Source organism: Mycoplana azooxidifex (genome assembly GCF_014196765.1).
GTDB lineage: Bacteria > Pseudomonadota > Alphaproteobacteria > Rhizobiales > Rhizobiaceae > Mycoplana > Mycoplana azooxidifex.
This window is the reverse complement of sequence record NZ_JACIEE010000001.1, coordinates 192430-207112: the sequence shown is the minus strand read 5'-3', so window position 1 is coordinate 207112 and position 14683 is coordinate 192430. Positions and strand designations below refer to the sequence as shown.

Here is a 14683-nt window from a genome sequence, read left to right as displayed (position 1 = left end):
CCTAAAGTTCTTTCGCGCGTGCCAGCACGGCTTCCGCGTGGCCCGCCACCTTCACCTTCGGCCAGATCTCGGCGATCTTCCCGTCCTTGCCGATCAGGAACGTGGTGCGCTCCACGCCCATGTAGGTGCGGCCGTACATGCTCTTTTCCTTCCAGACGCCATAGGCCTGAAGCACGTGATGGTCCTCGTCCGACAGCAGCCTCACCTTCAGGTCGTGCTTGGCCTTGAAGCGGTCGTGCTTGCGGACCGGGTCCGGCGAGACGCCCAGAACCGCCACGCCCGCGTCCTCGAAATCGCCGATCAGCGCGGAGAAGGCGACGTTTTCCACAGTGCAGCCCTCCGTGTCGTCCTTGGGATAGAAGAAGAGAACCACCGGCTTTCCGCGCAGTCCGGCCAGCGACACCTCGCCGCCGCCGTCGGCGGGAAGGGCGAATTCCGGCGCGGGCGCGCCCGGAGACAATTCCGCCATGGTATTTCCTTTCTTTGGACAGGTTTTTGGGTCATGCGGAGCCGATCCCCGGTATATAGTGCCAGCAGGAATCGTCCAGTCGCATTCGGCCGGCGGGGCGTTTGGCGGGCGAGGTGAAGTCGGCGCGTCGACACGATGAACGGAACAACCGCGACATGAGCGACATCCGCGGCGAGAAGGTGAGGTTTGGCCGGGACGATATCGTGTCCCTGCACGCGCTGCCGTCTGCGCAGGCGCACGAGCCGGTCATTCTTCATTGCACCGACCGGCCCAGCCATTTCGCCGTGCTGACGCGGTTGCTCGCCTGCATCGCCGGCATCACCGCGCTTGTCTTGCTGCTGATCGTGGCCACGGTGGAAAGCGGACTGGTCGACCGCACGCTCAACACCCGGGCGCTGGCAGCCCTCAACCGCGCGGTCGGCCCCAACTACACGGCCGAGGTGGAGAAGACGGTGATCCGCTTCTCCAGCTTCGGCGGGCTGGCGCTGCGAGCGGAGAACGTGTCCTTCGATCGCAAGGATGGCGGCGACAACGTCACCAATGCCAGCGCGGTGGGAATCGTGCTGGACCCGCTGGCGCTCCTGACCGGCCGGATCGCGCCTTCGCGGCTGGACATAGACGGGGCGATGTTCAACCCGGCGATGCTGCCCAAGGGGCCCGCGATCGATCTTTCCACGATGCGGCTCGATGCGGTGCCGTCCTACCAGGAAGCGGCCTTCGAGGGTCTGGAGACGTTCAGGGCCATGGTCGCTGGCTCCGGCCTGTCGCGCGTCCGCGTCACAAACCTGTCGTTGCCGGTCACCGGGGCCGAAGGGCGGCCGCTGACGCTCGCGATCGAACGCCTCACCTTCGCCCGCGACAAGGGTGGAGACCTGTCGATCGAGGGGCTCTATCAACTCGACGGCAGGGAAGGCCAGATCGATCTGATCGCCAGCGGTACGGGGCCAAAGGGCGAGATCAGCGGCGAGATCTCAGGCATTCCCACCGGCGGCTTCACCCTGCAACGTACGGCGGAGGGCGAAATCCGCTCCGGCGTGGACGCGCAGGCGACCGTCTCCGTGTCGGCAACGCGCGGCGGCGAGGGGAGCAAACCCCGGCTGGACCTGGCCGTTTCCACCGAAGGCGGGACGCTCTATCTCGGTGGCGGGGCGGCGGCGGTCGAACCGAGCCGGGTCGTCGCCTACTACGACTATGAGCGTCGTGCGGTCGAGATCGGCAAGTCCGAGTTGCATGTCGGCGCCTCCTCCTTCCCCTTCACCGGCGGGCTCATCGACCTGGACCGCCTGCCGGGCCAGACGGGGAAGGGCTTCGGCATCGACGTTCTCGTGGAGGACGCGGTCAGTGCGCCGAGCGACACCGGTGCTACGCCCGTCCGTTTCGAGGCCAAGGCCTCCGGCCGGCTGCTGCCGCAGACGAAGCAGATCCTGTTCGATGAACTCGGCATCTCGACGCCGCGCGGTTCGCTTGCCGGTTCGCTCGGAATCACGCTCGGGGGCAAGAGTCCCGCCGTGAACTTCGCCATGGTCGGCGACACGCTGGACGCCACCACCGTCAAGCAGTTCTGGCCCTACTGGCTCGGCCGGCGGGCACGCCAGTGGGTGATCGCCAACATCTACGGCGGCACTGTGACGAACGGGCGCATCGAGGTGTCGATGGCCGCGGACCGGGAACCGAACCCGGACGGCCGCCTGCAACTGCGCGAAGGCGAACTGACCATCACCTTCGACATCACCGACACGCGCCTCAACATCGCCGGCGACATCCCGCCACTGCGCGACGCGGCGGGCCACTTCGAACTGCATGGGCAACATCTCGATATCGCGCTGACCGGGGGCACCGCCTTCATGGGATCGGGCCGGTCGGTGGCGGTCACCGGCGGCACGTTCCGACTGCCGGACACCTACTCGCGGCCGCTGATGGCGGAGATAGACCTCGACATTTCCGGGGCGGGCGACGCGATCGCCGAACTGATCACCTACCGGCCGATCGACGTGCTCAGGAAGACGCCCTTCGTACCCGACGACTTTTCCGGTCCGGTGAAGGCGAACGTCAAGGCGCGGTTCGGGATGGTGCGCGACCAGAACCCGCCGCCGCCGCAATGGACGGCCGATATCGACCTGCTCGGCGTCGACCTGAAGAAGCCGATTGCCGGCCGCACGATCACGGAGGTAGAGGGCAACCTCGTTGTTACTCCGGTGCGGGCCGATCTCAAGGCCGAGGCGCGGATCGACGGGGTGCCGCTCGATGTCGTGCTGGTCGAGCCCGTCAGCCAGACGGCCGGTTTGAAGCGCGACCTGACAGTGACCGGCACGATCTCGGAGAAGGACCGGACACGGCTGTTTCCGGGGCTGGCCGATCTCGTCGCCGGTCCCGTCGGGATCGCCGTCACGACGCAGCCCGACGGCAGCCAGAAGGTTGTGACGGATCTCGGCAAGAGCCTCGTGCAGCTACCTTGGATCGGCTGGGAGAAGGGCGCGGGCGTCCCGGCCAAGGCGAGTTTCGCGCTGGGCAAACCGGAGGACGGCGTGACGCGTCTTTCCGACTTCGATTTCTCCGGCGACGGCTTTGCCGTCACGGGCGATCTTTCGCTCAAGGGCGGCGGTCTCAGTGCCGCCCGGTTCGACCAGGTTCGCCTCTCGGCGCAGGATCGCTACGCCCTCAACCTGGAGCGGACCCGATCGGGCTATGTCGTCAAGGTGGAGGGGGACATGGCCGATGCGCGGCCCGTGCTCGCCCGACTGAAGTCCGGTCCGGGTGGATCGGGTGGAAAATCCGGCGGCGTTTCCGTCTCCGTTCGCGCCGACATCGGCCGGGTCGTCGGCTTCAACGGGGAGGCGCTCAAGAGCTTCAAGCTCGCCTATGCGCACGACGGCACCCGGCTTTCCGGCCTCGACCTCACAGGGGTGACCGGCAGCGGCCAGGCCGTCGTGGCGAAGCTCGAAAAGGGCGGCGCGGAACAAACGCTGGAGGTGACTTCCGGCGATGCCGGCGCGGTCGCCCGACTCGCGAACCTCTACCGGCACATGGGTGGCGGGCTGTTGAACATGAAGCTGAAGGGCGGGGCCGACGGCGCCTGGCGCGGTCCGGTCGACATCCGCCAGTTCCGGCTGGAGGGCGAAGAGAAGCTTCGCTCGATCGTGACGACCCCTGCCGGCGGAAAGAGCCTCAACGAGGCGGTTCGAAGCGAGATCGACACGACTTCGATGCGGTTCGAGCGCGGATTTGCCTTCGTCGTCTCGAAGGACGGCACGCTGCGGGTCGAAAACGGCGTGGTCCGGGGCGATGCGGTCGGGGCCACCTTCCAGGGCATGGTGCGAAACGCCAAGGGCCTGATGGAATTGACCGGCACCTTCATGCCGGCCTACGGGCTCAACCGGCTGTTCGCGGAGCTGCCGCTGATCGGCTTCATCCTCGGCAACGGCAGCGACCGCGGCCTGATCGGCATCACCTTCAAGCTCACCGGTCCGTTCGAGCAGCCGCGGATGATGGTCAACCCGCTGTCGATCATCGCGCCGGGCGTGTTCCGGAACATCTTCGAGTTTTGAGGGCGGGGGCGGAGCGCGCTGCGAAAGCGCCGGCGATCAGTTCATTCTGTCCGCTCGATAGGGCAGTCTGCGGGCGGCTTGCCTCTTCTCCCCATCGGGGAGAAGTGCCGGAGCGAAGCGAGGCGATGAGGGGGGCAGCAGCCGCCAACTTCGAGGTTGGGACACCCCCTCATCCGGCCCTGCGGGCCACCTTCTCCCCGAGGGGAGAAGAGGGAACTATGGGCTGCCGAAAGGCTCGCCTCAGGCAGGCCGGACCAGGATGTGCTTCTTCTTGCCGAGCGAGAGCTTGACGACGCCGTCGGCCGTCACCTCGCCGGTGCCGATCGTCATGCGCTCGTCGCTGACAGCGTTGTCGTTGATGCGCACGGCGCCCCCTTGCACGTGGCGGCGGGCTTCGCCGTTGGAGGCGGCTAGGCCGGCGCGGACGATCAGAGCGAGGAGGCCGATGCCGCCTTCCAGTTCACCGGCCGGGACCTCAATCGAGGGCAGGTTCTCGGCGAGGGCGCCTTCCTCGAAGGTCTTGCGCGCGGTTTCGGCTGCCTGCTCGGCATTCTCGCGGCCGTGCAGCATGGCGGTGATCTCGGTAGCGAGGATCTTCTTCACCTCGTTGATCTCCGAGCCGCCGAGCGCCGAAAGCCGTGCGATCTCGTCCATCGGCAGCGTTGTGTAGAGCTTCAGGAAGCGGGAGACGTCGGCATCCTCGGTATTGCGCCAGTACTGCCAGAAATCATAGGCCGAGAGCATCTCCGGGTTCAGCCACACCGCACCGGAGAGCGACTTGCCCATCTTGGCGCCCGAGGCGGTCGTCAAGAGCGGCGAAGTCAGCGCGTAGAGCTGCGGCGTGCCCATGCGATGGCCGAGGTCGATGCCGTTGATGATGTTGCCCCACTGGTCGGAACCGCCCATCTGCAGGCGCGTGCCATAGCGCTTGTTCAACTCGACGAAGTCGTAGGCCTGCAGGATCATGTAGTTGAATTCGAGGAAGGACAGCGACTGTTCACGGTCCAGCCGCATCTTGACGCTATCGAAGGACAGCATGCGGTTGACCGAGAAGTGGCGGCCGACGTCGCGCAGGAATTCCAGGTAGTTGATGCCGAGCAGCCAGTCGGCATTGTTGATCATCAGGGCGTCCTTCGAACCCTCGCCATAGGCCAGGTAGTTCGAGAACACCTTCTTGATCGAGGCGATGTTGGAGGCGATCGTCTCCGGCGTCATCAACTGGCGCGCCTCGTCCTTGAAGGACGGATCGCCGACCATGCCGGTGCCGCCGCCCATTAGCGAGATCGCGCGGTGGCCGGTCTGCTGCAGCCAGTGCAGCATCATGATCTGGATCAGGCCGCCGGCATGCAGGCTGGGTGCGGTCGGGTCGAAGCCGATATAGGCCGTCACGGTCTCCTTGCAGAGCAGGTCGTCGAGGCCGGTTTCATCCGAAATCTGGTGGATGTAGCCGCGCTCGCTGAGCGTGCGAAGGAAATCTGACTTGAAACCCGACATTGGTCTTCTCTCTTACAGGGGAGGTATTCGAACGAATGGCGGGGCATCTAGCACTGTTTGTGCGCATAATCACTCCAAAAGTGATTCTGGAATTTGACCATGGGACGGATACGAACCGCGATCGGACTGATGAGCGGCACCAGCATGGACGGCATCGACGTCGCGCTGGTGAAGACGGATGGCGAGGGTGTCGTCGAGCGGGGGCCGGCTGTGGGCGTCGCCTACGATCCGGCTTTCCGCAAGCGGCTGCAGGCGGCGCTGGAGACGGCAAAGACGATCGCGCGCCGAGAGGAGCGCCCGGGCGATCTCGCCGATGTCGAGCGCGACCTGACGCTGCGCCATGCGGCGGCTATCGCCTCGTTCCTCGACGCCAACGGCCTGACGAAAGCCGATGTCGACGTGATCGGCTTCCATGGGCAGACGGTGTTGCACCGGCCGGAACAGGGTCTGACGGTGCAACTCGGCGACGGGGGGCTGCTTGCAGGCGAGAGCGGCATCGACGTCGTCTACGACATGCGGGCAAACGACATGGCCCATGGCGGACAAGGCGCGCCGCTCATTCCCGTCTATCATGCGGCACTCGCCCGCAACCTGCCGGCCGACTGCGCCTTTCCGGTCGTCTTCGTCAATATCGGCGGGATTTCGAACCTCACCTACATTGGACCTGACGGCGCCATCGTCGCCTTCGACAGCGGTCCCGGCAACACGCTGATCGACCAGTGGGTCGAGGCGCAGGCCGGCATTCCCTTCGACCAGGGGGGGATGATCGCGAGCGAGGGCCGGGCCGTTGCCGGCCTTGCGGCGCGCTATCTCGACCATCCGTTCTTCACGGCGCCTGAGCGCCGCTCGCTCGATCGCAACGACTTCTCGCCGCCGGCGGGCGGGGAGGCGACGCTGGAGGACGGGGCGCGGACGCTGGCGCATGTCACCGCAGCCGCCATCCTGAAGTCCGCCGGCCACCTGCCGGAGCGCCCGAAGACCTATGTGGTCTGCGGTGGCGGGCGGCTGAACCAGGTCATCATGGGCGATCTCGCCGGGCTGGCTTCGGATCGAGGCGCGAAGGTGATCCCGGCGGAAGCCGCGGGGCTGGACGGCGACAGCTTGGAGGCGGAGGCCTGGGCCTATCTGGCGGTGCGCGCGTTGGACGGTCTGCCGCTGACGTTTCCGGGAACGACGGGCGTGCGGGCGCCGGTGAGCGGCGGGGTGGTGGCGAAGGCCGAACGAGGTGCGGTCAGCGACGCCTGAGAAGATCGATGTCGGCTGGTGGGCGCAGTTGGCCGCTACGGATGTGGGCAAGGATTTCGTCCAGCGTGCGGTCGCTGACACCGGTCGCCTCTGCCTCGGCCAGAAGGACGCTCAGTTGCTCAGCAGCGCTCTCGCGCTCTGTAATATCCACGCTCGCAGATCGTTCGATGTCACCCGCAAGCGGCTCGGGCACGGTGACAGGAGATTTCGGCATTCACCTTCTCCGCAATGCGTGTCTTCCGAGATGAACCATGAGCCAGCCGGACAATTTTTACAACGCGCGGCGCTCATCCGGCATCGCCAACTGTGGTGAAGATGTCGGCGCCGGCTGCTTTGACCACGGGCGCCCGATGTTTTCGTCATCCTCGGGCTTGTTGTAGAGCCCGAGGATGACGACCGTGTGTGTAAGCGGGCGCCTGACGCTTACCGGATCCGCTTGGCGGCCGGCTCCGGGGTCAGTTCGCCGGCGAGGCGGCGGTCGAGGTAGTCCTCGCATTCGGCCATCAGGTCCTCCGTCTGGCCGTTGAAGAAGTGGTTGGCGCCGGGGACGATCTTGTGGGTGATCAGGATACCCTTCTGGGCTTTTAGCTTCTCGACCAGGCCGTTGACGTCCTTCTCCGGTGCGACCTTGTCACTGTCGCCGTTGATGATCAGGCCGGAGGACGGGCAGGGGGCGAGGAAGGAGAAGTCGTAGATGTTCGGCTGCGGGGCGATCGACATGAAGCCCTCGATCTCCGGACGGCGCATCAAGAGCTGCATGCCGATCCAGGCGCCGAAGGAATAGCCGGCGACCCAGCAGCTCTTGGAATCCGGATGCAGGCTCTGGACCCAGTCGAGCGCGGAGGCCGCGTCCGACAACTCGCCCGCGCCATGGTCGAATTCGCCCTGGCTGCGGCCGATGCCGCGGAAGTTGAAGCGGAGCGTGGTGAAGCCGCGCTTCTGGAACATGTAGAACAGCTGGTAGACGATCTGGTTGTTCATCGTGCCGCCGAACTGCGGGTGCGGGTGCAGGACGATCGCGATCGGGGCGTTCTTCTGCTTGGAAGGCTGGTAGCGGCCTTCGAGGCGACCGGCGGGTCCGTTGAAGATGATTTCGGGCATTCGTACTCCGAGACGTTCTTTTGAGGATCAAAAACTGTTTCGATGGCGCTGGAAGTCTTGACGAAACCAGTCAGCTTTTCTAGAAACCAGTTTAGAACCGTTCGAAACTTTGCTACGCTGTCTGCGTGCCTGAGGTTCGTCTCATACGGCAAGCCCGGCGGAAATTTCAAGAAAAATGCTCGCCGCACTGCCTAAGACGCTATCGGAGCCATTTCGATCATGCCTGAAAGGGTGAGGACATATCTGGACTGGAACGCGACGGCGCCGCTTTCGGCTGCCGCCCGCCAGGCCGTGCTGGCCGCGCTCGAGCTTCAGGGCAATCCGTCCTCCGTCCACGGCGAGGGCCGGGCGGCGCGGGCGCTGATCGACGGCGCGCGGCGCGACATCGCCGCACTGTCCGGCGCGGAGGCGGCGCACGTCACCTTCACCAGCGGCGCGACCGAGGCGGCCAACACGGTGCTGACACCGGATTTCCGCATGGGTCGCACGCCGCTTTCGATCGGCCGGCTCTATGTCTCGGCGATCGAGCATCCGGCGGTGCGCGAAGGCGGCAGGTTCACCAAGGACCAGGTCGCGGAGATCGCGGTGACGCCGGCAGGCGTCGTCGATCTTTCGTCGCTGGAGGCACTGCTGGACGCCCACGACACGTCATCCGGCCTGCCGATGGTCGCCCTCATGCTCGCCAACAACGAAACCGGTATCGTCCAGCCGGTGGCCGAGGCGGCGGCGATCGTGCACAAGCGCGGCGGGCTCCTGGTCGTCGATGCCGTGCAGGGTGCGGGCCGGCTGCCGCTGTCGATGGCCGGACTTGATGCGGACTTCCTCATCCTGTCGGCGCACAAGATGGGCGGGCCGAAGGGCGCGGGCGCGCTCGTGTCGCGCGGCGAGGTGCTGATGCCGAGGCCGCTGATCCATGGCGGCGGGCAGGAAAAGGGCCACCGCTCCGGCACGGAGAACGCAATCGCGATCGCCGGCTTTGCCGCGGCAGCGAGAACGGCGATCGAGGACATGGCGGCGCGCAATGCCGCGATCGCGCAGTCGCGCGACCGGATGGAGGCGCGGATGGCGGAGATCGCTGCCGACGTCATCATTCACGGCCGCGACGTTTCGCGCCTGTGCAACACGACCTTTTTCAGTCTACCGGGACTGAAGGCGGAGACGGGGCAGATCGCCTTCGACCTCGAGGGTATCGCGCTGTCGGCCGGCTCCGCCTGCTCGTCGGGCAAGGTGGGCGCCAGCCACGTGCTGACGGCGATGGGTTTCGATGCCGGGCTCGGGGCGTTGCGCGTCTCGCTCGGACCGGCGACGTCGGAAGTCGAGGTGGAGCGCTTCCTTCAGGCTTTCGGCCGGATTGCGGGACGGCGGCGGCAGGGCGTCGCGGCCGCCTGACGGAAAGTTGCGAAAGCGCAAGTTTTCTGCTTGCCAAAAGGTGTGAAAAGCTCCTTCTGGCGACTACATAACCGGCGGATACCCGCCACACGTTGACAAGCTGCCGGACCTTGGATCCGGCGAGATTGGAGAACGACATGCCTGCTGTGCAGGAAACGATCGATCAGGTCCGTCTGATAGACGTCGACCAGTACAAATACGGCTTCGAGACCACGATCGAGATGGAGAAGGCGCCGAAGGGCCTCTCCGAGGACATCATCCGTTTCATCTCGGCCAAGAAGAACGAACCCGAGTGGATGCTGGCGTGGCGGCTCGAGGCCTACCAGCGCTGGCTGACGCTCGAGGAGCCGACCTGGGCGCGCGTCGACTATCCGAAGATCGACTTCAACGACCTCTACTACTATGCCGCGCCGAAGAACCAGAGCGGTCCGATGTCGATCGACGACGTCGATCCGGAAATTCTCAAGACCTACGAGAAGCTCGGCATTCCGCTGCGCGAGCAGGAGATCCTGGCCGGCGTCAAGACGTCGAAGATCGCTGTCGACGCCGTGTTCGATTCCGTCTCGGTCGTCACCACCTTCAAGGAGGAACTGAAGAAGGCCGGCGTGATCTTCATGTCGATCTCGGAGGCGATCCGCGAATATCCGGAGCTGGTGAAGAAGTATCTCGGCACCGTCGTGCCGACGACCGACAATTTCTATGCGACGCTGAATTCGGCGGTCTTCACCGACGGGTCGTTCGTGTTCGTGCCGAAGGGCGTGCGCTGCCCGATGGAGCTTTCGACCTATTTCCGCATCAACGAGAAGAACACCGGCCAGTTCGAGCGCACGCTGATCATCGCGGAAGAGGGCGCGTACGTGTCCTACCTCGAAGGCTGCACCGCGCCGCAGCGCGACGAGAACCAGCTGCATGCGGCGGTCGTCGAACTGGTTGCGCTGGATGATGCCGAGATCAAGTATTCCACCGTCCAGAACTGGTATCCGGGCGACAAGGAAGGCAAGGGCGGCATCTACAACTTCGTCACCAAGCGTGGCGACTGCCGCGGCAAGAACTCCAAGATCTCCTGGACGCAGGTGGAAACCGGCTCGGCGATCACCTGGAAGTATCCGTCCTGCATCCTGCGCGGCGACGGTTCGCGCGGCGAGTTCTACTCGATCGCGGTCTCGAACGGCCACCAGCAGATCGACTCGGGCACCAAGATGATCCATCTCGGCAAGAATACGTCGAGCCGCATCATCTCCAAGGGCATCGCCGCGGGCGTCTCACAGAACACCTATCGCGGCCAGGTCTCGACCCATCGCAAGGCGGAGAACGCGCGCAACTTCACCCAGTGCGATTCGCTTTTGATCGGCGACCGCTGCGGCGCGCATACCGTGCCCTACATCGAGGCGCGGAACGCGTCTGCCCAGTTCGAGCACGAGGCGACCACGTCGAAGATCTCCGAAGACCAGCTGTTCTACTGCCTGCAGCGCGGCATTCCGGAAGAGGCGGCGATCGCGCTGATCGTCAACGGCTTCGTCAAGGAAGTGATCCAGGAGCTGCCGATGGAATTCGCCGTCGAGGCGCAGAAGCTGATCAGCATCTCGCTGGAAGGTTCGGTCGGCTAGCGCCATTGTTGAGAAATCGGGCGTGCCTGCGCGCGCCATGTCCCATTCGATCCTTCAAAGGATACATCTATGCTTGAAATCAGAAACCTGCACGCACGCATCGCCGAGGACGGCACCGAGATCATCCGTGGTTTGAATCTGACCGTCAACGACGGCGAGGTCGCCGCGATCATGGGGCCGAACGGTTCCGGCAAGTCGACGCTGTCCTATATCCTCGCCGGCCGCGAGGAGTATGAAGTCACCGAAGGCGACATCCTCTACAACGGCGAGAGTATCCTCGAGCTCGATCCGGCCGAGCGCGCGACCAAGGGCATCTTCCTGGCGTTCCAGTACCCGGTCGAAATCCCGGGCGTCGCCACCATGCAGTTCCTCAAGGTGGCGATGAACGAGCAGCGCAAGGCGCGCGGCGAGGACGAACTTTCGACGCCGGACTTCATGCGCCGCGTCAAGGAAGCCGCAGCCGGGCTGCAGATCTCGCCCGAGATGCTGCGCCGTCCGCTCAACGTCGGTTTTTCCGGTGGCGAGAAGAAGCGTGCGGAAATCCTGCAGATGGCACTGCTGGAGCCGAAGCTCTGCGTTCTCGATGAGACCGACAGCGGCCTCGACATCGATGCGCTGAAGATCGTTGCCGACGGCGTCAACGCTCTGCGCTCTCCGGACCGCTCCGTCGTCGTCATCACCCACTACCAGCGCCTGCTCGACTACATCGTGCCGGACACCGTCCACGTGCTCTACAAGGGCCAGGTGATCAAGTCGGGCGACAAGACGCTGGCGCACGAGCTCGAAGCCAACGGCTATGCCGACATCATCGAGGCGGCCGCCTGAGCCGGGAAGGACGCGATCCATGAACATGCAAGCAGGGATCAAGTTGACGGCGGCGGAAGCGGCGCTGGTCGACACCTACAACGAGCAACTGGGCGATCTGCCCGGCGACGGCGCGACGCTGCTCGCCCGCGATACGCTGCTCAGCGACCTGAAGAAGGCCGGTCTGCCGACCCGCCGGATCGAGGCCTGGCACTACACCGACCTCAAGGCGCTGCTCAGGGCCGTACCGGCCTTCGTGCTCGGCGCCGATGCCGGCCGCGTCGATCCGATCGTGCCGGGCTCGGCCGTGCTGTCGGTCGTCAACGGCAAGGCGCATGCCCGCGTGATGCAGGAAGGCATCACCGTCCGCTCCTACGGCGAGGCCCTGCTCGATGGTTCGGCTGCGGGCGACCTCGTGGCTCGTGACAGCGACGACGTGATCGGCCGCATCAACGGTTCCTTCGTCCGCGACGGGCTTTCGATCGACTTTGAAGACGGGCTCGTGGTCGAGTCGCCGGTCGAGATCCAGTCGGTGCAGAATTGCGGCCAGGTCAACACCCGCTTTCCGGTCCGCTTCGGCGCGGGCTCCAAGGCGACCGTGATCGAACGGCATCTCGCCGTGGGCAAGGAGGCGGCGCTCGTCACCTCCGTCACCGACGTGACGCTTGCCGATGGCGCCGAGGTCACCTGGATCATCTTCCAGTCCGAGGGCGAGGCCGACACGCACCTGGCGCAGTTCAAGGCCGAACTCGGGGCCAATGCGAGGCTGAGGCTCTACGTCATCAACGCCGGCGGCAAGCTGGTGCGCCAGGAGATCGATGTTGCCGTCACCGGCGAAGGCTCCGACCTGACGCTGCGCGGCATCAACCTGCTCGGCGGCGAAAGCCATACGGACGTCACCTTCAACGTCGGCCACGACGTTGCGCACACCACCTCGACGGAGGTCATCCGCAACGTCGTGTTCGACCGCGCCCGCGGCGTGTTCCAGGGGCAGATCCGGGTTGCGCAGGATGCGCAGAAGACCGACGCGAAGATGTCGTGCAACACGCTTCTTCTCTCCGACGATGCGGAATTCTCCGCCAAGCCGGAACTGGAGATCTTCGCCGACGACGTCCAGTGCGGCCACGGTGCGACGGTGATCGACATCGACCATACGCAGCTGTTCTACCTGATGGCGCGCGGCGTTCCGGAGAACAAGGCGCGCGCGATGCTGGTCAATGCCTTCGTCGCCGAGATTGTCGAGGAACTGGAAGACGAGACGCTGGTCGAAGCGCTGGAAGGCGTGATCTCCGACTGGCTGGAAACACACGCGTAATGGGATTGTCGAGATGAACCAGATCAAGCCGGTTTCCGCCTACGACGTCGAAGCGATTCGGCGGGACTTTCCGATCCTGTCGCGGCAGGTCTACGGCAAGCCGCTGGTCTATCTCGACAACGGTGCCTCGGCGCAGAAGCCGCAGGTGGTGATCGACGCGATCTCGCAGGCCTATTCCAACGAGTATGCGAACGTGCATCGCGGCCTGCACTTCCTTTCCAATGCGGCGACGGAAGCCTACGAGGCGGCGCGCGAGAAAGTGCGGCGCTTCCTGAATGCTCCCTCGGTCGACGACATCGTCTTCACCAAGTCCTCCACCGAGGCGATCAATACCGTCGCCTTCGGCTACGGTATGCCGAAGATCGGCGAGGGCGACGAGATCGTGCTGTCGATCATGGAGCACCATTCCAATATCGTGCCCTGGCATTTCATCCGCGAACGGCAGGGGGCGAAGCTCGTCTGGGCGCCGGTGGACGACAGCGGCGCCTTCCATGTCGAGGACTTCGTCAAGTGCCTGACGGAGAAGACGAAGCTGATCGCGATCACGCACATGTCCAACGCGCTCGGCACGATCGTGCCGGTCAAGGAGATCTGCCGCATCGCTCGCGAACGCGGCATACCCGTCTTGGTCGATGGCTCGCAGGGGGCCGTGCACCTGCCGGTCGACGTGCAGGACATCGATTGCGACTGGTACGTGATGACCGGCCACAAGCTCTACGGTCCCTCCGGCATCGGCGTGCTCTACGGCAAGAAGGAGCGGCTGCGCGAGATGCGGCCGTTCCAGGGCGGTGGCGAGATGATCGTGGAAGTGACCGAGGACATCGTCACCTATAACGACCCGCCGCACCGCTTCGAGGCAGGCACGCCGCCGATCGTCCAGGCGATCGGGCTCGGCTATGCGCTCGACTACATGGAAAAGATCGGCCGCGCGGCGATTTCGGCCCATGAGGCAGACCTGGCGGCCTATGCGCTCGAGCGTTTGTCTTCCATCAACTCGCTGCGCATCTTCGGTACGGCGCCCGGCAAGGGCTCGATCTTCGCCTTCGAACTCGAGGGCATCCATTCCCACGACGTCTCGATGGTGATCGACCGGTCCGGCGTTGCCGTCCGTGCCGGCACCCATTGCGCCCAGCCGCTCTTGAAACGCTTCGGCGTGACCTCCACATGCCGGGCATCGTTCGGCATGTACAATACGCGCGCCGAAGTCGATGTGCTGGCCGACGCGCTCGACCATGCCCGCAAGTTCTTCGCCTGAGGAGTTTGAAATGTCTGTCGAAGCCACCGAAGACAAGATCGATGTCCGCGAAGGGATCGTCCACTCGGCCATCCCCGCCGACGAACTGGCCCGTCTCAGCGACGACGTGATCGCCGCGCTGAAGACGGTCTACGATCCGGAAATCCCCTCCGACATCTTCGAGCTCGGGCTGATCTACAAGATCGACATCGAGGACGACCGGATGGTGAAGATCGACATGACCCTGACGGCACCCGGCTGCCCTGTCGCCGGCGAGATGCCGGGCTGGGTGGAGAACGCCGTCGGCGCGGTCGAGGGCGTTTCGGGCGTCGAGGTCAGGATGGTCTTCGATCCGCCGTGGACGCCGGACCGCATGTCGGAAGAGGCGCAGGTCGCCGTCGGCTGGTACTGACCGGATCGCTTGCGATATCGCGCTATTGATCGCGCCGGACGCCCCCATTACATTGGAGTCGGAAACCG

The 14683-nt window shown here is 65.0% G+C and carries 12 protein-coding genes; 8 read left to right on the top strand and 4 right to left on the bottom strand.

The window, feature by feature from the left end; genetic code table 11:
- Position 1: 1 nt before the first annotated feature.
- Positions 2-469, bottom strand: coding sequence for a thioredoxin-dependent thiol peroxidase (gene bcp / locus GGQ64_RS01005; protein WP_183797965.1), 468 nt, complete (start codon positions 467-469; stop codon positions 2-4).
- 155 nt (positions 470-624) lie between these two features.
- Between bcp and GGQ64_RS01000 the strand changes: the two genes are divergently transcribed.
- Positions 625-4014, top strand: a complete 3390-nt coding sequence (locus GGQ64_RS01000; RefSeq protein WP_183797963.1) for a YhdP family protein — start codon at positions 625-627, stop codon at positions 4012-4014.
- A gap of 240 nt (positions 4015-4254) precedes the next feature.
- On the opposite strand, the gene tyrS is transcribed toward GGQ64_RS01000, so the two are convergent.
- Positions 4255-5508 carry a tyrosine--tRNA ligase gene (tyrS, locus tag GGQ64_RS00995; RefSeq protein ID WP_183797961.1) on the bottom strand — a complete coding sequence of 418 codons (1254 nt, stop codon included), beginning with the start codon at positions 5506-5508 and terminating at the stop codon, positions 4255-4257.
- 99 nt (positions 5509-5607) lie between these two features.
- Here tyrS and GGQ64_RS00990 point away from each other — a divergent pair, with 99 nt between their 5' ends.
- Entirely contained in the window at positions 5608-6753 is a 1146-nt protein-coding gene (locus tag GGQ64_RS00990) for an anhydro-N-acetylmuramic acid kinase (protein ID WP_183797959.1), read from the top strand.
- On the opposite strand, the gene GGQ64_RS00985 is transcribed toward GGQ64_RS00990, so the two are convergent.
- Complete coding sequence (locus GGQ64_RS00985; protein WP_183797957.1) at positions 6740-6967, bottom strand: hypothetical protein; 228 nt, start codon at positions 6965-6967, stop codon at positions 6740-6742. The two genes, GGQ64_RS00990 and GGQ64_RS00985, sit on opposite strands and share 14 nt — an antisense overlap.
- A gap of 209 nt (positions 6968-7176) precedes the next feature.
- On the bottom strand, positions 7177-7854 hold the full coding sequence (locus tag GGQ64_RS00980) for an alpha/beta hydrolase (RefSeq protein ID WP_183797955.1): 678 nt from the start codon (positions 7852-7854) through the stop codon (positions 7177-7179).
- A 219-nt stretch (positions 7855-8073) separates the two neighbouring features.
- Here GGQ64_RS00980 and GGQ64_RS00975 point away from each other — a divergent pair, with 219 nt between their 5' ends.
- The 6 genes from GGQ64_RS00975 to GGQ64_RS00950 all read left to right on the top strand — a co-directional run bounded on the left by GGQ64_RS00975 (position 8074) and on the right by GGQ64_RS00950 (position 14615).
- Entirely contained in the window at positions 8074-9243 is a 1170-nt protein-coding gene (locus GGQ64_RS00975; protein ID WP_183797953.1) for a cysteine desulfurase family protein, read from the top strand.
- Between the two features lie 137 nt (positions 9244-9380).
- Positions 9381-10850 carry a Fe-S cluster assembly protein SufB gene (gene sufB / locus GGQ64_RS00970; protein ID WP_183797951.1) on the top strand — a complete coding sequence of 490 codons (1470 nt, stop codon included), beginning with the start codon at positions 9381-9383 and terminating at the stop codon, positions 10848-10850.
- 69 nt (positions 10851-10919) lie between these two features.
- Positions 10920-11675 (top strand): Fe-S cluster assembly ATPase SufC, encoded by a 756-nt coding sequence (gene sufC, locus GGQ64_RS00965; protein ID WP_183797949.1) that lies wholly within the window; start codon positions 10920-10922, stop codon positions 11673-11675.
- Positions 11676-11694: 19 nt separating this feature from the next.
- The gene (gene sufD, locus GGQ64_RS00960) at positions 11695-12969 is read left to right on the top strand and encodes a Fe-S cluster assembly protein SufD (RefSeq protein WP_183797947.1); all 1275 of its coding nucleotides are present in this window, start codon (positions 11695-11697) and stop codon (positions 12967-12969) included.
- A gap of 13 nt (positions 12970-12982) precedes the next feature.
- Positions 12983-14224, top strand: a complete 1242-nt coding sequence (locus tag GGQ64_RS00955; RefSeq protein ID WP_183797945.1) for a cysteine desulfurase — start codon at positions 12983-12985, stop codon at positions 14222-14224.
- A 10-nt stretch (positions 14225-14234) separates the two neighbouring features.
- The gene (locus GGQ64_RS00950) at positions 14235-14615 is read left to right on the top strand and encodes an SUF system Fe-S cluster assembly protein (RefSeq protein ID WP_183797943.1); all 381 of its coding nucleotides are present in this window, start codon (positions 14235-14237) and stop codon (positions 14613-14615) included.
- Positions 14616-14683: the final 68 nt, after the last annotated feature.

Excerpts from the sequence above, each read along its gene's own strand:
- bcp (WP_183797965.1), bottom strand. The coding sequence starts at position 469 with ATGGCGGAATTGTCTCCGGGCGCGCCCGCGCCGGAATTCGCCCTTCCC.
- GGQ64_RS00955 (WP_183797945.1), top strand. The coding sequence starts at position 12,983 with ATGAACCAGATCAAGCCGGTTTCCGCCTACGACGTCGAAGCGATTCGG.
- GGQ64_RS00950 (WP_183797943.1), top strand. The coding sequence starts at position 14,235 with ATGTCTGTCGAAGCCACCGAAGACAAGATCGATGTCCGCGAAGGGATC.
- GGQ64_RS00980 (WP_183797955.1), bottom strand. The coding sequence starts at position 7,854 with ATGCCCGAAATCATCTTCAACGGACCCGCCGGTCGCCTCGAAGGCCGC.
- sufC (WP_183797949.1), top strand. The coding sequence starts at position 10,920 with ATGCTTGAAATCAGAAACCTGCACGCACGCATCGCCGAGGACGGCACC.
- GGQ64_RS00990 (WP_183797959.1), top strand. The coding sequence starts at position 5,608 with ATGGGACGGATACGAACCGCGATCGGACTGATGAGCGGCACCAGCATG.
- GGQ64_RS00975 (WP_183797953.1), top strand. The coding sequence starts at position 8,074 with ATGCCTGAAAGGGTGAGGACATATCTGGACTGGAACGCGACGGCGCCG.
- tyrS (WP_183797961.1), bottom strand. The coding sequence starts at position 5,508 with ATGTCGGGTTTCAAGTCAGATTTCCTTCGCACGCTCAGCGAGCGCGGC.
- GGQ64_RS00985 (WP_183797957.1), bottom strand. The coding sequence starts at position 6,967 with ATGCCGAAATCTCCTGTCACCGTGCCCGAGCCGCTTGCGGGTGACATC.
- sufB (WP_183797951.1), top strand. The coding sequence starts at position 9,381 with ATGCCTGCTGTGCAGGAAACGATCGATCAGGTCCGTCTGATAGACGTC.
- GGQ64_RS01000 (WP_183797963.1), top strand. The coding sequence starts at position 625 with ATGAGCGACATCCGCGGCGAGAAGGTGAGGTTTGGCCGGGACGATATC.
- sufD (WP_183797947.1), top strand. The coding sequence starts at position 11,695 with ATGAACATGCAAGCAGGGATCAAGTTGACGGCGGCGGAAGCGGCGCTG.